The sequence below is a fragment of the Neptunicoccus cionae genome (assembly GCF_014643735.1).
GTDB classification, from domain to species: domain Bacteria; phylum Pseudomonadota; class Alphaproteobacteria; order Rhodobacterales; family Rhodobacteraceae; genus Amylibacter; species Amylibacter cionae.
Genome location: NZ_BMKA01000002.1, coordinates 651940 through 670017, shown reverse-complemented (window position 1 = coordinate 670017; position 18078 = coordinate 651940). Strand labels below are relative to the sequence as shown.

The 18078-nt window shown below is 56.7% G+C and carries 16 protein-coding genes; 11 read left to right on the top strand and 5 right to left on the bottom strand.

All coding sequences use genetic code 11. The features are described from left to right. Positions 1 to 26: 26 nt before the first annotated feature. Entirely contained in the window at positions 27 to 365 is a 339-nt protein-coding gene (locus IEX10_RS08520; RefSeq protein ID WP_188673351.1) for a P-II family nitrogen regulator, read from the bottom strand. 254 nt (positions 366 to 619) lie between these two features. Between IEX10_RS08520 and IEX10_RS08515 the strand changes: the two genes are divergently transcribed. Beyond that, positions 620 to 2845 (top strand): transglycosylase domain-containing protein, encoded by a 2226-nt coding sequence (locus tag IEX10_RS08515; RefSeq protein WP_188673348.1) that lies wholly within the window; start codon positions 620 to 622, stop codon positions 2843 to 2845. A gap of 135 nt (positions 2846 to 2980) precedes the next feature. Here the strand turns inward: IEX10_RS08515 and IEX10_RS08510 are convergent, their stop codons facing one another. Both IEX10_RS08510 and IEX10_RS08505 read right to left on the bottom strand, forming a co-directional pair. Then, positions 2981 to 3580: an MlaC/ttg2D family ABC transporter substrate-binding protein gene (locus tag IEX10_RS08510; RefSeq protein ID WP_188673345.1), complete on the bottom strand. Its 600-nt coding sequence runs from the start codon at positions 3578 to 3580 to the stop codon at positions 2981 to 2983. Beyond that, positions 3570 to 4292 carry an MlaA family lipoprotein gene (locus tag IEX10_RS08505; protein ID WP_188673343.1) on the bottom strand — a complete coding sequence of 241 codons (723 nt, stop codon included), beginning with the start codon at positions 4290 to 4292 and terminating at the stop codon, positions 3570 to 3572. The genes IEX10_RS08510 and IEX10_RS08505 overlap by 11 nt, the downstream gene beginning before the upstream one ends. A gap of 271 nt (positions 4293 to 4563) precedes the next feature. Between IEX10_RS08505 and IEX10_RS08500 the strand changes: the two genes are divergently transcribed. The 7 genes from IEX10_RS08500 to IEX10_RS08470 all read left to right on the top strand — a co-directional run bounded on the left by IEX10_RS08500 (position 4564) and on the right by IEX10_RS08470 (position 11306). Beyond that, positions 4564 to 6306: a type I secretion system permease/ATPase gene (locus tag IEX10_RS08500; RefSeq protein WP_188673340.1), complete on the top strand. Its 1743-nt coding sequence runs from the start codon at positions 4564 to 4566 to the stop codon at positions 6304 to 6306. Further along, entirely contained in the window at positions 6303 to 7652 is a 1350-nt protein-coding gene (locus tag IEX10_RS08495) for an HlyD family type I secretion periplasmic adaptor subunit (protein ID WP_229678479.1), read from the top strand. Before IEX10_RS08500 ends, IEX10_RS08495 begins: the two co-directional genes overlap by 4 nt. A 111-nt stretch (positions 7653 to 7763) precedes the next feature. Next, entirely contained in the window at positions 7764 to 8228 is a 465-nt protein-coding gene (locus IEX10_RS08490) for a RidA family protein (protein WP_188673337.1), read from the top strand. Beyond that, positions 8228 to 8974: a glycerophosphodiester phosphodiesterase family protein gene (locus IEX10_RS08485; protein WP_188673334.1), complete on the top strand. Its 747-nt coding sequence runs from the start codon at positions 8228 to 8230 to the stop codon at positions 8972 to 8974. The genes IEX10_RS08490 and IEX10_RS08485 overlap by 1 nt, the downstream gene beginning before the upstream one ends. Before the next feature lie 33 nt (positions 8975 to 9007). Next, a complete protein-coding gene (locus IEX10_RS08480; RefSeq protein ID WP_188673331.1) occupies positions 9008 to 10222 on the top strand; it encodes a GNAT family N-acetyltransferase in 1215 nt (404 codons plus the stop codon). After that, complete coding sequence (locus IEX10_RS08475; protein ID WP_188673327.1) at positions 10215 to 10505, top strand: 4a-hydroxytetrahydrobiopterin dehydratase; 291 nt, start codon at positions 10215 to 10217, stop codon at positions 10503 to 10505. Before IEX10_RS08480 ends, IEX10_RS08475 begins: the two co-directional genes overlap by 8 nt. A 15-nt stretch (positions 10506 to 10520) precedes the next feature. After that, positions 10521 to 11306, top strand: coding sequence for a mechanosensitive ion channel family protein (locus IEX10_RS08470; protein WP_188673324.1), 786 nt, complete (start codon positions 10521 to 10523; stop codon positions 11304 to 11306). Positions 11307 to 11428: 122 nt separating this feature from the next. Here IEX10_RS08470 and IEX10_RS08465 read toward each other — a convergent pair whose 3' ends face one another. Then, positions 11429 to 11917 (bottom strand): peroxiredoxin, encoded by a 489-nt coding sequence (locus IEX10_RS08465; protein ID WP_188673307.1) that lies wholly within the window; start codon positions 11915 to 11917, stop codon positions 11429 to 11431. A gap of 85 nt (positions 11918 to 12002) precedes the next feature. On the opposite strand from IEX10_RS08465, the gene IEX10_RS08460 reads away from it, so the two are divergent. Both IEX10_RS08460 and rsmD read left to right on the top strand, forming a co-directional pair. Next, entirely contained in the window at positions 12003 to 13211 is a 1209-nt protein-coding gene (locus IEX10_RS08460) for an NAD(P)/FAD-dependent oxidoreductase (protein WP_188673304.1), read from the top strand. Beyond that, on the top strand, positions 13208 to 13777 hold the full coding sequence (rsmD, locus tag IEX10_RS08455; RefSeq protein WP_188673303.1) for a 16S rRNA (guanine(966)-N(2))-methyltransferase RsmD: 570 nt from the start codon (positions 13208 to 13210) through the stop codon (positions 13775 to 13777). The genes IEX10_RS08460 and rsmD overlap by 4 nt, the downstream gene beginning before the upstream one ends. Here rsmD and IEX10_RS08450 read toward each other — a convergent pair. Next, the gene (locus IEX10_RS08450; protein ID WP_188673301.1) at positions 13774 to 14283 is read right to left on the bottom strand and encodes a winged helix DNA-binding protein; all 510 of its coding nucleotides are present in this window, start codon (positions 14281 to 14283) and stop codon (positions 13774 to 13776) included. The genes rsmD and IEX10_RS08450 overlap by 4 nt on opposite strands. Positions 14284 to 14373: 90 nt before the next feature. Between IEX10_RS08450 and IEX10_RS08445 the strand changes: the two genes are divergently transcribed. Then, positions 14374 to 17970, top strand: coding sequence for a hydantoinase B/oxoprolinase family protein (locus IEX10_RS08445; protein WP_188673299.1), 3597 nt, complete (start codon positions 14374 to 14376; stop codon positions 17968 to 17970). Positions 17971 to 18078 lie beyond the last annotated feature (108 nt).

Sequence of the window (18078 nt, the reverse complement as noted above, 5' to 3'; positions counted from 1 at the left end):
CCTCGTTCATCATCATTTTGCGGCGATTAAATCGCGTCGTCGCCAATTTCACCGGTGCGCACGCGAACCGCTTGTTCTACGTCCAGTACGAAGATCTTGCCGTCGCCGATCTTGCCGGTCTTGGCGCTGTCTTCGATCGCACTGACGGCTTGTTCGGCCATATCGGCTGTGACAACGATTTCCAGTTTCATCTTGGGCACGTAGTTAATTGCGTATTCCGCGCCGCGATAAATCTCTGTGTGGCCGGATTGAACGCCGTAGCCCTTGATTTCCGTGACCATCATACCTTTCACGCCGATTTCGGTCAGCGCAGTGCGGACTTCTTCCAGTTTGAAAGGTTTAATTGTCGCTATAATAAGCTTCATCTGTCCCTCGTAGGTTGTATCAACCGGATCGCCCGGCCGTTGGCTCAGACAAGCCGTTTCTGTCGGGGTGATACAAGTTTAGGCAATTTCTGCGGTGCAGAAAAAGTGAGATATGCTTAAAATTTAATCACGTAACGATGTCTGACCTAAATATAGGCGAAAAAGAATCTGGTCCTTGAAGTGTCTTGGCTCTCCACAAATGGCATTAACCACACTATCTTGCAGGGAATGACCTAAAACAGGCACGAGCGGTTATGGCGGATAATGGTAAAAGGCGTCCTTTGGTGGCGCCCAAACGGGATTACAAACCTGCAAAGGCAAAACCTGCCAAAGCAAGGTCTGGCAAGGCGACCAGCAAGGCGTCTGGGGCAAAGTCCGGATTTCTGACGGGGCTTTTGCCTTCGTTCCGCAGGTCCAAACCCAAAATCAAAGCACCGCGCAAGAAACCCACGGGTAATATCCTGACTCGTGCCGTAAAATGGGTCGTTGGCGGTATCCTGCGGATTATCTGGTGGATCACGTTCCGCGTGGCCGTCGTGCTTGGGATTATTATCGGCACAACCACGATGTTTTATTACGCCAAGCTGCCCGATGCGACCGCGCTGATGGACGACCGGCAAAAGGGCTCTGTGACACTGGAAGACGACACAGGGCAGGTGTTTGCATGGCGCGGGGATCAGTTCGGCGGGCTGGTGCATGCGAAATCCGTTGCGCCACAGCTGCGCAATGCTGTTATCGCGACCGAGGATAAACGTTTTTACCGCCACTTCGGGCTGTCGCCACGGGGTATCCTTGGGGCGATCCGCACCAATATGCGCGAGGGGCGGCATCCATTGAAGGGGCACGGCGGCTCTACCATTACGCAGCAGGTGGCCAAACGGGTGTTCTTCTCAGAGATGGGCTCAATCGAGCGCAAGCTGAAAGAAGTCCCCATGTCGCTGGCGATGGAGATCAAATACACCAAAGACGAGATCATGACGATCTACATGAATCGCGCCTATCTCGGGGCGGGCAGTCACGGTTTCGAAGCCGCCAGCCAGCGCTATTTCAGCAAATCCGCGGCAGAAGTCAGCGTGCCGGAAGCCGCGATGCTGGCAGGGCTGCTAAAAGCACCTTCAGCCAACGCGCCAACCCGTAGTATCGGGCGGGCGCAGGATCGTGCAGACCTGATTATCGATCTAATGAAAGATCAGGGATATTTGACCGATCAGGAAGCAGCACAGGCCCACGCCAATCCGGCGCAACTGTCTGAAGTGGCCAAAGCACGGGCGGGTGGTTACTTCGCGGACTGGATCATGGAAAGCGGACCGGAGTTCATCCTGAAAGACAGCACCGAAGATCTGGTGATCCGGACAACCTTTGATAAACAGGTGCAAAAGGCGGCAGAAGATGCGCTGACCAATGTGTTTGAAACCAAGGTGCGTGAAGGTTCTAAAGCGCAAGCTGCAATTATTGTATTGTCACCGAACGGGGCTGTGCGGGCCATTGTCGGGGGAAAGAAATCCGGCAATGCAGGTGAATTTAACCGTGCAACACAGGCGATCCGGCAAACTGGATCTTCTTTCAAGCCCTTCGTTTATGCCACCGCGCTACAGGACGGTTGGCGCTGGGATACCCGTGTTGTGGATGAACAGTTTACCATTAACGTGCCTGGTTCGGGGCCTTACACGCCAAAGAACTACACCAAAAACCACCTTGGAGAGATTTCACTGACAACCGCGCTGTCCAAGTCGATTAATACTGTCGCGGTAAAAGTCGCTGTGGCGGTCGGGCTGGAGCGGGTGCGCGAAACGGCCCGCGGGTTTGGCATTCAAAATGAACTGTCAAATGGTCCGGCTATGGCGCTGGGTGCTTCGGAATCAACCCTGCTGGAAATGACCGGAGCCTACGCGGGTATTCTCAATCAGGGCGTCGCTGTGGAGCCCTACGGAATTGAGGAGCTGACCCTTCAGGGCGACAGCAAGCCTCTGTTTGTAAAGACTGACGAGGAACCTAAACAGGTGATATCGCCGAAAGCCGCGCGTCAGTTGATCTATATGATGAACCAAGTGGTTGAAGGGGGCACCGGCGGGCGTTCGCGGATTGAGGGTGTGGAAAACGCAGGGAAAACCGGCACGACCCAAGGGGCGCGGGATGCGTGGTATATCGGGTTCAACTCTGATTACGTGATTGGCGTGTGGATGGGGTATGACGACAATTCCAAACTGACCGGCGTGACTGGTGGCGGTCTGCCCGCAGAAATCTGGCGCGAAACGATGGTGCGCGTTCTTGATGGCAAGGTGCCGGCACCGCTGCCGATGGATGTGCCTGCAAAACAACCGGTTGCCCCGCAAGTGGCCCAAGAGAATAAGCAGCGCAGAGGAAATGACACGCTGCGGGATCTGGCGGAGCAGATTGAAAGGGACGTCAAACGGCTCGATAAAGAGGCGGAGAACGTGCTTAAGAAAGTGATAACGGGTATCTTTGGCGGCAGGAACTAGTAGGACCGGCGGCCAGCGATAAGCGGGGCAAACCGGCCCCCACAAAAGCAGGCAGCGTGGTACAACCCCACAAAAAACGGCACCGGATGTGGATCCGGTGCCGTTTTTCTGTGTTTCGGCCTTATTGGCGCCCGATCAGGACGCCGTTTTCAGATGGGCGATCAGTTTGTCGATATTGCCGCCGCGCCGGTCCAGCATGGAACCGATTTCTTCGCGTTCCAGCCGCAGCATGGAAATGCCTTCGATGATAATGTCGAACATTTTGTCGCGACCGGAGGCGTCGGACACCTGCCATTCAACGACGAAAGGTTTCTTACCCTTGAAGGTTACATCGCTGCTGACAAGGTAACCGCGTTTGGTTTTGCGCGCGCCCTTAACCTCAATTTTGGCTCCGATAAACTCGCGGAAACGTTGGCCGTACTTGCGCGAGACGTAGCCCTGAAATGCACTGGTGTAGGCTTTCATTTGGGCGGGTGATGCACTGCGTCGTGCCACGCCGAGCGAAGAGCTGGCGATGGTTGGAACATCAGCGTATTTCGAGAAAATTTTCTCAAAATCGCGATACATCGCCCCTTCGGACTTGCCCGAGTTGATCGTGCGGAAAATATCATTGGTCAGAGCGCCAATCAGTTTTTCAGCTTGCGCCTGAGACAGGGCCGCAGCGGGGCCGGCCAGAAACAGGCCGACGATCAAGCCGAGAAGGCTGCGACGGGAGAGTAGAGATTTAATTCGCATAAGGATCCTCCAGATCGTCTAGATTTACGGTGCCGCCGATGTCAAATCTGCGGTTTTGCAGGTAGATGGAACGCGCCGTGGCGTAGCTGTCTTCGGATTCATACAGCACACCGCTGATTGCATCGTCATACTCGTTTCGGTCGCCAAGCTTGTCCACAACATAGAGCGGGTAGGTCACTTTCTGCGCGCTTGCAGGCAGGAAGCTGCCGAGCGGATCAAGCAGATAGTCCACGACAATCCCGTAGGTCTCCCGTTCGGTGCGCGGCCCGAAAACCGGCACTTCGAGGTAGCGTCCTTCCGGAATGCCATAGACCGCAAGTGTCTTGCCGAAATCCGTGTCCACGTCTTCTTCCATGCCCGCAGCGGTTGCAAAGTCGAACAGGCCGCCAAGACCGAAAACCGTGTTTGTGGCGAAACGGATCGTGTTGATCACCACGTCTTCAAAGTTCAGTTGCAGGGTGCTGTTCACGATTTCACCCGGAATCGCGAGATGGTTCGCAAGGTTATTAATCGCCTTGTCCGCGCGCACCGGAACAGCCTTGCCATAGCCCCGTGCGACAGGGGCCACAAGGTTGCGGTCAAGCGCTTTGTTGAAGGCGTGAACCTTGCGGTTTGCGGCCTCGTCCGGATCGTAGATTTCCTGATCCGGTGGCCCCGCCGTGCAGGCTGTCAGGGCAACAGCGCCGATCAGGGGAAGGAGGCTGAGTGGCATACGAATTTTCATATCGAATTTATCAACAAGTTAAGGATCATTCAGTCGAGTGGGTCTTTTACGGGCATCCCTTCGGAGTGTCGACCAAAGGTGAGTAAAATCGGCGTGTTTGTGCTTTTTGAGCACTTAGTCTTTAGAATGCGTGTGTCAATTGGAACATATTTACATCAAACATTTGGTTAGCGACACATGCTTTAATGTTTTTTTTAATCCTAAGTCGTTTATAAGTATTTGGATAATTGATTGGCGCAAAAAAGATTGGGATTTAACAATGGCCGGCGAAAAAATGCACTATCCTGTCGGGCTGGCGGAATTGCGCGATGTGCGCAGCCGCAGTCGTGGATTGTTCTTGTCCGTGGGGTTCTTCAGTATTTTCGTAAACCTGCTTATGCTGACTGGCCCATTGTTCATGCTGCAGGTGTATGACCGCGTGCTCGGCAGCCGTTCCGAGGCGACACTGGTTGCGCTCTCGGTGCTGGTGGCGTTGCTGTATATTCTCTTTGGCGTGCTTGATTGGGCGCGGGGCCGCGTATTGGCGCGGGCAGGTGCGCAATTTCAGTCCGATCTGGATGAGCGGGTGTTCAAGGCCCTGTTGAAGGTGCCGTCCCAACCGGGGCGTGGCGACAAAATCCAGAGCGGACTTCGGGATCTGGAATCGGTGCAAAAACTGATGACGTCTCCGGCGTTGTTCGCGATTTGCGACATGCCTTGGACCCCGATCTTTGCCTGTGCGATTTTCCTTTTCCACCCGATGCTGGGTTATCTTGCCCTTGCGGGTGGGGGGCTGTTGATTATCACCACCATCATCAACCAGAAGGTGTCAAAAAAAGGCGTGATCGACGCCCAAATTCAAAGCACACGGGCCGACAGCTTTGCCGAAAACGTGCGTGACGACCGCGAAGTGGTTCAGGGGCTGGGGATGCGCGGTGCGGTGATGTCGCGCTGGCGCAAAACGCGCAATAAATCCCTGTCCTCGAATATGCAGTCCAGCGATGTGACCGGCGCGTTTTCGTCCTTTACCAAAGCGTTCCGCCTGTTCCTGCAATCTGCGATGCTGGCGCTTGGTGCCTATTTGGTGCTGCAAAACGAACTGACACCGGGTGCAATGATTGCCGGTTCCATCTTGATGGGCCGCGCGCTGGCGCCAATCGAAATGGCTATCGGTCAGTGGCCACTGGTGCAGCGGGCCAGCAGCGGCTGGTTCAATCTGTCCAAACTGCTGGAAATTGTGCCGGACGAAACCCCGCGCACTGCGCTGCCACGGCCCAAAGCGCACCTGAGCGCGCAAAATCTGACAGCGGTTCCACCCGGTGAATCCCAAGCCAGCCTTAAGATGGTCAGCTTTGAAGTGCAGCCGGGTACAGCCCTTGGCGTGATCGGGCCAAGCGCGGCGGGCAAATCCTCTTTGGCCCGGGTGATCTGTGGCATCTGGAAACCGGCCTCCGGGCGTATCCGTCTGGACGGTGCATCGCTGGATAATTACGACCCGGATGTGCTGGGGCAGTATATCGGCTATCTGCCGCAAACGGTGACGCTCTTTGATGCGACGATTGCTGAAAACATCGCCCGCATGTCAGAAACCCCCGATGCGGCGGCTGTGGTGTCTGCGGCGAAAAAGGCCGGGGCGCATGAAATGATCCTCGAACAACCCGAAGGTTACGATACGCCGATTGGCAATTTCGGCGGGCGTTTATCTGGTGGGCAGCGGCAACGGCTTGGCCTGGCCCGTGCGCTTTATGGTGATCCTCTGATCCTTGTGCTGGACGAACCGAACTCCAATCTGGACTCGGTCGGCTCTAACGCGCTGAACGATGCGATCCGAACAATGAAAGCCGAGGGTAAATCGGTGATTATTATGGCACACCGCCCCGCTGCGATTGCGGAATGTGAAAATCTGCTGGTTCTGGAGAACGGTATGCGCAAGGCCTTTGGTCCGCGCGACGAGGTCCTAAAAGAACAGGTGCGTAATGTCGCGCAAATTACAGATGCGCTGCAAAAAGGACGGGCTTCATGAGCGTGCAACAATTATCGATGGCCGGAATGCCCGGCGGCGTGGCCCCTGCACCTGCGCGGGCGCATTGGTCAGCCAGAAAACCGCTGTTCCTTGGGATGCTGGCGGTGGCTGTGCTGGTGGGTGTGCTTGGCGTCTGGGGCAGCTTCGCAACGATCTCTGGCGCGGTGATTTCCAGTGGTATGATACAGGTCGAAAGTCTGCGTCAGGTGGTGCAGCACCCCCAAGGGGGCGTTGTGGGCCAGATCATGGTGAAAGAGGGCGACCGCGTTGAAGCGGGCGATGTTCTGATCCGTTTCGACGATACATTGCTCCGGTCCGAACTGTCGACGGTGAACGGGCAGTTGAACGAAATCCAGTCCCGTCGCGCGCGACTGATCGCAGAGCGGGACGATGCCGAAACGCTGACCTTTGATCCCGATTTGCTGGAGGTGGCGAAAACCTCGCCGGATGTGACGGCTCTGATCGAAGGGCAATCCCGTCTGTTCGAGGCTCGGCGAGAGTCGCTCGACAAGCAGGTCGAACAGTTGAATGAACGCAAGCAGCAGATCAAACTCCAGATCCGCGGTGTGGAGGCACAACTGGAATCCTCTAAACAACAGGTGGAGCTGATCACCAAAGAACTGATTGACCAGCAGGGTCTGTTGGCAAAAGGGCTGGCGCAGGCGAGTCGTGTGCTGTCGCTGGAACGGGAAGCCGCGCGGCTGAAGGGATCCATCGGGGAGCTTGAAAGCTCTGCTGCACGGGGCGGGGCACAGATTGTCGAGACGGACATCCAGATCCTTCAACTGCGCAACCAGCGCCGCGAGGAGGCAATCTCTACGCTGCGCGATCTCAGCTATTCGGAAATCGAGATGATGGAACGCAAGCTGAGCTTGCGTGAAACGCTTAGCCGGATGGATGTGCGCGCGCCAATGTCGGGTGTGATTCACGGTCTGACCGTCCACGCCATCCGCTCTGTGGTGCGTCCGGCCGATGCGATCCTTTACGTTGTGCCGACAGACAGCCCGCTGGTTATCACGACCCGTATTTCAGCAATCAATGTGGATCAGGTTCATGTGGGGCAGGACGCCAGCCTGCGGTTTTCTACCTTTGATCAACGCACCACGCCGGAAATTTTCGGCACCGTAGCCAAAGTTTCGGCTGATGTGTTTCAGGATGACACCACCGGCATGTCTTATTATTCGGCCGAAATCGTTCCGAACGAAGGCGAAATGGACAGGCTGGGCGATGTAGAGCTTTTGCCCGGTATGCCTGTAGAAGCTTTCATCAAAACCGAAGAGCGTTCGCCGATCAGCTATCTGACCAAGCCCTTTACCGATTATTTCAACCGCGCCTTCCGGGAGTAAACCGGCAGCGCGGTTGAGTATTTTTGGAACATTGAAGCGCAACAGGCATCTTTCCTGTTGCGGGTGCGTTTCTGTGAGGTAGCTTGGCAGCAACCTGTTTTGGAGATTAAGATGGTTGGAAAAATAGACGCGGTTCTGGCGGACCTTGGCGAGACCTTGCCCGAAGCACCGGCCCCTGCGGCCAATTATGTGCCCTATGTTGTTGTGGGCGACATGGTTTATGTGTCCGGTCAGATTGCCAAAGGCCCCGATGGGCTGATCTGTGGTAAACTGGGCGCGGATCTGGACGTTGCGGCGGGTCAGGATGCGGCAAAAACCTGTGCGCTAAATCTGATTGCCCAGTTGAAAGCGGCCTGTGACGGTGATCTCGACCGGGTAACACGGGTGGTCAAGCTGGGCGGCTTTGTGAATTGCACGCCCGATTTTGAAGACCATCCGGCAGTGATCAACGGCGCCTCTGATTTCATGGGCGCAGTGTTCGGAGAGGCCGGTACCCACGCGCGGGCGGCCGTGGGAACTTCTTCTTTGCCGTTCAACGTGGCGGTGGAGATCGAAGGCATCTTTCAGATTTCCTGATGCTGGACGCATTTCTGAAAGCTCCGCTGGCCCACCGCACGTTGCATGATGTGCGCGCGGGCCGGCCTGAAAATTCGCTCATTGGTGCCCGTGCTGCGATTGCGGCGGGGTACGGGATTGAGATCGATCTGCAATTGTCCTCTGACGGCGTGCCGATGGTGTTTCACGACGATCATCTGCAACGATTGACCCGCCATTTCGGGGCGCTGCGTGAACACACCGCTGCCGAGTTGGGGGCCATGCGGCTTACCCACGGGGACGAGCCGGTTCCCACGTTGGAACAATTTCTGGAAGTGGTTGCAGGGCAGGTGCCTCTGCTGGTTGAGATTAAAGATCAGGACGGCGCGCTCGGGCCGGAGACCGGCGAAATCGAGCGTTCGGTTTGTGAGATTTTGAAAAGCTATCAGGGGCCGGTGGCTTTGATGTCTTTCAATCCCCATTCCGTGGCGAAATGTGCTGAATATGCGCCGGATATACCTCGTGGGCTGGTGACGGACCCTTTCGATCCTGCGGAGTGGCCCGATGTGCCGATAGAGCGCTGTGCAGAGCTTGCTACAATTCCTGATTACGCGCGGGTCGGCGCCTGTTTCGTGTCCCATCAGGTCAGTGATCTTCATAATGCAGCCTTGCAAAATCTGATTGCGCAGGGCGCTACCGTGCTGTGCTGGACCGTCAAATCCGCCGCGCAGGAGCGCGAGGCGCGCAAAGTGGCGCAGAACATCACCTTTGAGGGGTATCTGGCTTGACCTGTCGGCGCTGGCACCCATGTGGATGCTGATATGGACAATCAGACACCCTCAGATGACACAACAGACCCCGCACCGGTAGAGATTAGCGTTGTCTCCGGTCTCGACCAGATCGCGGCGGAAGAGTGGGACAGCTGCGCCAACCCCGATGGGGCAGGCCAGCGTCCGCTCGATCCGTTCACCAGCCACCGGTTTTTATTGGCGCTGGAACAAAGCGGATCAGTGGGTGAAGACAGCGGCTGGATGCCCCGCCATCTGATCGCCCGCCAACGGGGGGAGCTGATCGGGGTGATGCCCGCTTATGCCAAGACCCACAGTCAGGGTGAATATATCTTTGATTACAATTGGGCCCATGCCTACGAAAACGCCGGTGGTGCTTATTATCCCAAGCTACAGGCGGCTGTGCCGTTCACGCCTGTGACTGGACGCCGGTTTCTGACGGCGCCGGGGCAGGATGATCTGGGAATGGGGGCGCTGGTCCAAGGTGCGGTTCAACTGGCCGCGCAGAATGATCTGTCCTCGCTTCACGTGACCTTTTGCACTGAAGAGGAAGCCCTTGCAGGGGAGCAGATGGGCTTGCTGCGTCGCACGGGCCAGCAATTTCACTGGTACAATGACAGCTACGATGATTTTGACGGCTTTCTCGCCGCGCTGTCGTCCCGCAAGCGCAAGAACATCCGCAAGGAACGCCGCACCGCGCAGGGTTTCGGCGGCACCATCCACAGTTTCACCGGTGACCAGATCCAACCGGAACATTGGGACGCGTTTTGGAGGTTCTATCAGGACACCGGCATGCGGAAATGGGGAACGCCCTATCTGACACGCGGCTTTTTTGACCTCGCGCAGGAACACCTGCGCAACGACATTCTGCTGATAATGTGCGAACGGGACGGGCGCTGGGTTGCGGGTGCGCTGAACTTCATCGGGCGTGACACGCTTTATGGCCGCTATTGGGGCTGCCTTGAAGACCACCCCTGCCTGCATTTCGAAGTGTGCTATTACCGCGCCATCGACTATGCCATCCAGCACGGGCTGGTGCGGGTAGAAGCAGGTGCGCAGGGGCCACACAAGCTGGCAAGGGGATATCTGCCAACGCAGGTTAACTCCCTGCACTGGATCGCGGATCCGGGCTTTAAGGACGCGGTGGCGCGCTATCTGGATGCAGAGCGGGATGCCATTGACGAGGAAATCGAAGTAATGACGGCTTACGGGCCGTTTCGTAAAGAAAAAGGAGAGTACAATGGCTGAGAAGCTGCAAGACGACGCCCCTCTCGCAGAGCTGTTTGACACCGGTTGGTCGAAAGATGACTCCCGCGAGGCGATTGCAAAAACATTTAAGTTCAAGAACTTCATTGAAGCCTTCGGTTTCATGACGCGTGCGGCTATGTGGGCCGAGAAATGGAACCACCATCCGGAATGGTTCAATGTCTACAATCGAGTTGACGTAACTTTGACGACACATGATGTGGACGGGCTGTCCGATCTGGATGTAAAGCTCGCGCGGAAGATGAATGCCCTCGCTGGCGAATGAAAATGAGGTAAGACTATGGAATGGATTGTCGCACTGCTGCTGAACGTGCTCTACGCGGGGCTTATTCTGGCAGCGGCCATTTGGTTTGGCGGAGTGCTCCAGCGCTACATCGCTAGTTATGCCAAGAAACACGAGAAAATCGACGATATGTTGTTCTCGTTTCTGGGAAGCGTGGCGCGCTATGCGTTGCTGGCCTTCGCAGTTATCTTTGTGTTGGCACGGTTTGGTATCCAGACGGCCTCGCTTGTCGCTGTTATCGGTGCCGCCGGTCTTGCGATCGGTCTGGCGCTGCAAGGGACGCTCGCCAATCTTGCCGCCGGTGTGATGCTGGTAGTGTTCCGGCCCTTTAAAATTGGAGATTTCGTGGAAATTGGCGGGTTCTCCGGTACTGTGGTAGATGTCAGCCTGTTCACAACCGAACTGGCCACCACGGACAATGTGCAGATCATCCTCCCCAATGGCGAGGTGTTTGGCACGGCGATCAAGAACTATTCTTATCACGATACACGGCGCGTGGATCTGGTGCTCGGGGTGTCTTATAATACCGACCTGAAGAAGGCAGAGAGCGTGATCAAAGGACTGGTGGAAGCTGACGAGCGGATCAACGATCTTCCGGCCCCCTTCGTCAAAGTCACCAACCTCGGCGATAGTTCGGTTGATTTCACCATCCGCGCCTGGACGGATGCGGCAGATTTCTGGGATGTAAAATTTGATCTCACACGTAAAGCAAAAGATGCCTTTGATGAAGCCGGTATCGACATTCCTTTCCCAACCCGAACCATCGTGCAGGCAGAGAATTAATCCAATTAAAAGCGCTGCTCTTTTTGGGTGAAATATCCCCGCCGGAGGCTATGAAATTAAGAAAGGCCCCGTCCATCCGGCGGGGCCTTTTCAATAATATATAAAACGCGCGCGTTTTTGTTTTAAAGCGTGGCGAGAATAGCCTCACCGCCGGATACGTCACACTCGCCCGGGTTATCTTCTTCCTGCAAGGTCACGATCTTGCCGTCATCAACCACCATCGCGTAGCGTTTGGAACGGTTGACCAGCCCGACGGGTGCTGCGGTAAATTGGCGGCCCATCGCTTCTGTAAATGATCCGTCCCCATCGACGAGCATCTTGATGCCTGCCTCGGTTGCGCCGGTTTGTTCACCCCAAGCCTGCATGACGAACACATCGTTTACCGCGACGCAAACCACTTCGTCCACGCCTTTGGCTTTCAAATCACCGATCGTGCGAATGAAGCTTGGCACGTGGGCAGTTGAACAAGTTCCGGTAAAGGCGCCGGGCAGTGCGAACACCACCAGTTTCTTACCCTTGCCCATTTCGTTCAGGTCAACCACCTCGGGTCCATCTGCGCCCATCTTGGCCAGTTTTGCTTCGGGAAGTGTATCTCCGGGTCCGATAGCCATTGCAGTTTCCTTTCCAGTTCGGTTTATCTTTGATCTGACTATAGAGCGGTGGCGCCAAGGTGCCAGCCCGATTTGGAGGTTTGTCATGAGTCATGTGGTTGTAGTGGGTGCGGGGCAGGCGGGCAGTTCCTGTGTGGCCAAGTTGCGGAATTCGGGGTTTGAGGGCCGCATCACACTCATCGGGTCTGAAACCGCACCGCCCTATCAACGCCCGCCCTTGTCCAAAGCCTATCTGCTCGGAGAGATGGAACTGGACCGGCTCTATCTGCGTCCGCTGTCTTTCTACCAAGATCAGAATATCGACGTGAAACTTGGCGCAACCGTTGAGGCGGTTAATCCAACGGCGAAGACGATCTCGGTAAATGGCGATGATCTGGCCTATGACGATCTGGTGCTTGCCACCGGATCACATCCGCGGCGTCTGCCTGCCAGTGTCGGCGGCGAATTGGGCGGTGTCTATGTGGTCCGTACCCTTAAAGATGTGGACAGCATGGCGCCCGAATTTGACGAAGGAAAGCGCGTGCTGATTATCGGTGGCGGCTATATCGGGCTGGAAGCCGCCGCAGTCGCCGCCAAGAAGGGCTTGCAGGTCACACTGGTTGAGATGGCCGACCGCATCCTGCAACGGGTCGCCTGCCCCGAGACCTCGGATTTTTTCCGCAAGCTGCACCAATCCCACGGCGTCGATATTGTCGAGGGCGTCGGGCTTGATCGTTTGACGGGCGAGGATCGTGTCACCGGTGCTTTACTGACCGACGGGCGCGAACTGGAAGTGGATTTTGCCATTGTCGGGGTCGGGATCACCCCCGCGACAGAGCTTGCTGAAATGGCGGGATGCACCATCGATAACGGGATCAGCACCGATGCGCAGGGGCGTACCAGTGTGGACGGCATCTGGGCCGCAGGGGATTGCGCATCCTTTCCGTATCGCGGCGGACGCATCAGGCTGGAGAGCGTGCCAAATGCCATCGATCAGGCAGAATTGGTGGCGGAAAATATTATGGGCGCGGACAAGGATTACGTGGCAAAGCCGTGGTTCTGGTCCGATCAATACACTGTAAAACTTCAGATCGCGGGCCTGAACGTGGGCTATGACAGTGTGATCACCCGCGCGGGCGACAAGGAAGGCGATGCGTCTTACTGGTATTATAAAGGGGATGAATTGCTGGCAGTGGACGCCGCCAACGAGCCTCGTGCCTTTATGGTCGGCAAGCGCCTGATCGAGGCTGGGAAATCCCCCTCAAAAGACCTTATCGCAGATACTGAGGTTGCGTTAAAAACCCTGCTGAAATGAGAATCGTTTCGGGGCGGTTCAAAGGCACGGCGCTAACCTCGGTTGGTAAGGGGGACGCGGGCGCGCATTTGCGCCCCACCACGGACCGCGTGCGCGAGAGCATCTTTAACCTGCTGGTCAACGGTGGCTACGGTGACCCTATAACGGGTGCAAGGGTGCTTGACCTGTTTGCGGGCACCGGTGCGCTCGGGCTAGAGGCCTTGTCCCGCGGTGCAGCCTTTGCCCAGTTCGTGGATGACGGCACCAAAGCGCAACGGCTGATCCGTGACAACATCTCGTTGTTGCGGGTGCAATCGGAAACGAAGCTCTACCGCCGCGATGCCCGCAAGCTGGGTCCGTTGGAAGGTGCGCCTTTTGATCTGGTGTTTCTGGACCCGCCCTATGGCAAGGCGATGGGGCAAAAGGCGTTGTCAGCTGCGCTGGACGGTGGCTGGATCGCACCAGAGGCGTTGATCGTCTGGGAAGAAAACGCCCCGCAGCCTACGCCAGACGGGTTCGAACAATACGACATGCGCAAATACGGTGATACCTGCGTGCATATATTGGGGCTGGCAGAGGCGCCTTAATAGGCGGCTGCGGCGCGGGCGGCCTGATCGTAATGGCCTGACATCAGGCGTAACAACGCGGCCAGACGGCTGATTTGATCCGGTTCGATCCCCAAATCCTGCAGGGCTGTCAGCAACAGTTTTTCGCGGGTCTTGGCGTATTCGCGACAGGCCTCTGCCCCTTGGTCTGTTGCTTCCACCGTCTTTTCTTTGCCTTGCTTTCCGGCCCGCACCAGTCCGGCCTTGGCCAGTTTCTTGATCGCATAATTCACGGTGTGGGTGTCTTCGATGTTCAGCACCAAACAAATATCGGCCAGCGTTTTAGGCCGCTCGCGGTGGTGGACGGAGTGCAGCACCTGCACCTCAAGGGGCGATAGATCGGGTGTCCCTGCTGCTGCCATGCCGCGCACGGCCCAGCGTTGAAAGGCGTTGCTGGCGATGGTCAGGCCGAACTCCAGCTCTGACAGTTCGGGGAAGCTGCCTTGGGCGAGGTGGGCGGAAGATACGACGGGGCCGAGGTTTGACATGGGGACACTCTTAAATAACGTTGACAAATTATCTACAAAATGTTGATGTTTTGCAAGTTTATAATTTGCAGAATCAAAAAGGGTTTCGAAATGACACAAGGTAAATGGGATTTCTGGATTGATCGCGGCGGCACCTTTACCGATCTGGTGGCACGCAACCCCGAAGGTGTGATCTCCACCCACAAACTGTTGTCGGAAAACCCCGAAGCCTACCCTGATGCGGCGATTCAGGGCATCCGCGATTTTCTGGATGTGTCGCAGGGGGAGCGTATCCCCAACGAAAAGATCAACACCGTAAAGATGGGAACGACCGTTGCCACCAACGCCCTGCTGGAGCGTAAGGGCGATGCAACGGGTCTGCTGACGACCAAAGGCTTTCGTGATGCGCTGGCCATCGGGGATCAGGGCCGCAAGGATATTTTTGCGCAGAACATCATCAAACCCGAACTGCTCTATACCCAAGTGGAAGAGGTGAACGAACGTATTCGCGCAGACGGTACAGTTGAAACCGCCGCGCAGGATGACGATATTCGCGCCGCCCTGCAAAAGATTTATGACAGTGGCATCCGCGCTGTGGCGATTGTGTTCATGCACGCCTATGCCTATCCCCAGCACGAAGAGCAGGCCGCGAAAATCGCGCGTGAGGTTGGTTTTACCCAAGTGTCCACCAGCCACGAAGTCTCACCGCTGATGAAATTCGTCGGGCGCGGCGATACTACTGTGGTCGATGCCTATCTGTCCCCGATCCTGCGTCGCTATGTGCAGCAGGTGGCGGATGAACTGGGGCTGGATGAGACCAGCGAGACACGTCTGATGTTTATGATGTCCTCTGGCGGGCTGACAGCGGCGGATCGTTTTCAGGGTAAAGACGCCATTCTGTCCGGTCCTGCGGGTGGCGTGGTCGGCGCGGTTGAAACCTCGCGCCTTGCCGGATTTAACGAGATCATCGGCTTTGACATGGGCGGCACTTCGACCGACGTGTCCCACTATGCGGGTGATCTGGAACGGGCCTTTGATACAGAGGTCGCAGGCGTGCGGATGCGCGCCCCGATGATGCGGATTCATACGGTTGCAGCGGGCGGCGGCTCTATCCTGCACTATGAAAACAACCGCTATGTTGTGGGGCCGGACAGCGCAGGCGCGAACCCCGGCCCTGCGTGTTACCGCCGTGGCGGGCCGCTGACGGTGACCGATGCCAACGTAATGGTGGGTAAGCTGCAAGCACAGAACTTCCCCGCGATCTTTGGTCCGAAACAGGATCAACCGCTGGACGTGGATGTGGTGAAGCAAAAGTTCACCGCTCTGACCGAAGAAATCGGTGACGGCCGCAGTGCCGAAGAGGTCGCCGCTGGGTTTCTGGCGATTGCAGTGGAAAACATGGCCAATGCGATCAAGAAAATTTCGGTACAGCGTGGCTATGACGTGACGCCCTATGCGCTGACCTGTTTTGGTGGTGCGGGCGGACAGCATGCCTGTTCCGTAGCGGATGCGCTCGGCATGACAACCGTGCATGTGCATCCCCATTCCGGCATTCTCAGCGCCTATGGTATGGGGCTGGCGGATATTCGCAGCACGCGCACGGCTTCTATCGTGAAGCCGATGCTGGCGGAAAATTTGGGTGCGGTGCAGGCCGAAGCCGAGGCACTGGCCACAGCGACTGAGGCGGAGTTGCGCGATCAGGGCGTGGATGCGCCCGAGACGGTAAAGCGCGTGCATCTGCGTTATGACGGGACCGACACGCCGTTGCAGGCATTGCTGGGCGATGTGGAGTCCATGAAGGCCGAATTTGAAGCGGCTCATAAATCCCAGTTCGGTTTTGTGTATCCTGACAAGCAAATCGTGGTTGAGGCGATCGAAGTGGAAAGTGCTGGTGGCGGGGCCGCGATTGACGAACCTGCACAGCAAGAAACAAAAGCGCAGGCTGACGCCAGCGGCCAGACACGGCTGTTTTCGGGCGCGGATTGGCATGATGCGGGCGTCTATAAAGACCGCGCCGCGCTGAAGCCGGGGCAGGTTATTCCCGGTCCGGCGCTTATTGTGGAACCGCACCAGACCATCGTCGTCGAACCCGGTTGGGAAGGGCGGATCACCCGTCACGATCACATCGTGCTGAAACGGGTGGAGGCGCTGCCGTCAGCCCATGCCATCGGCACCACCGCTGATCCAGTGATGTTGGAAGTGTTCAACAACCTGTTCATGTCCATTGCCGAACAAATGGGGCTGACTCTGCAAAACACCGCGTATTCGGTGAACATCAAGGAACGGCTCGACTTTTCTTGCGCGGTGTTTGCAGCGGACGGGTCACTGGTGGCCAACGCGCCCCATATGCCTGTGCATCTGGGGTCGATGGATCGTTCGGTTGAAAGCATCATCAAACAGAACAAAGGCAAGATTCGCCCCGGCGATGTGTTCTGCCTGAACGCGCCCTACAATGGCGGCACGCACTTGCCTGACATCACCACAGTGACGCCGGTGTTTGACGACGCGGGCAAGGAAATCCTGTTCTACACAGCCTCGCGCGGGCATCACGCGGATGTGGGGGGCACAGCACCCGGTTCCATGACACCGCTCGCCACCAATGTGGATGAGGAAGGCGTGTTGTTCGACAACTTCCTGATCGTGGATCAGGGCGAATTCCGCGAAGAGGCTTTGCTGCATCTGCTGACGGATCACAAATACCCCTGCCGCAATCCCTATCAGAACGTGGCCGACCTGAAGGCGCAGATTGCGTCCGAACAGATGGGCGCGCGGGAATTGCGCAAGATGGTGAAACACTTTGGTTTGGACGTGGTGCAGGCCTATATGAAGCACGTGCAGGACAATGCCGAGGAAAGCGTGCGCCGTGTGATCGACGCGCTGCATGACAGCAGTTTTGAAACCCACACCGATCAGGGTGCGGTGATCAAAGTGGCGATCTCCGTTGATAAGGAAAAGCGCGAGGCCACGGTGGATTTCACCGGAACCTCCCCCCAACAATGCACCAACTTTAACGCGCCGGAACCTGTGACCCGTGCGGCGGTGCTATATGCTTTCCGCGTGATGGTGCAGGGCAACATTCCGATGAACGCGGGCTGTCTGCGCCCTATCAACATCATCATTCCAGACAACTGTATGCTGCGCCCGAAATATCCGGCGGCTGTGGTGGCTGGGAATGTGGAAACCTCGCAAGGGGTGACAAACACGCTGATGGCTGCACTTGGCGTGATGTCCAACAGTCAGGGGACGATGAACAATCTGACCTTTGGCAACGACGAATACCAGTACTACGAAACCATCTGTTCGGGCGCGCCTGCGGGGGATGGGTTCAACGGTACGGATGCAGTGCAGGTTCATATGACCAACAGCCGGATGACTGATCCCGAAATTCTGGAGTTCCGCTTCCCTGTGCATCTGGAGGAATTTGTCATTCGCGAAGGCACTGGTGGCAAGGGCAAATGGAACGGCGGCAGCGGGACACGCCGCACGGTGCGTTTCCTTGAAGAAATGGAAATGGCGATCCTGTCGGGCAATCGGCAGAACCGTCCCAAAGGCATCGAAGGCGGCGAGGACGGTCTAAGCGGCAGAACCGAAGTGCGCCGTCAGGATGGCAGCATCGAGGTGCTGAACGGCTGTGACCAGACTGTGTTGAAATCGGGTGAGGCGGTGATCGTGACAACCCCGACACCGGGTGGATATGGTGGCGCTTAACCCGCTGTAACGACGGTAGTGAAGCAGGGGAGGCAGCGAAAGTTGCCTCTCTTGCGATCGGTCCGCGGCACAGGCAGAATGTGCTGGATTACATGGGTCACGGTTTCG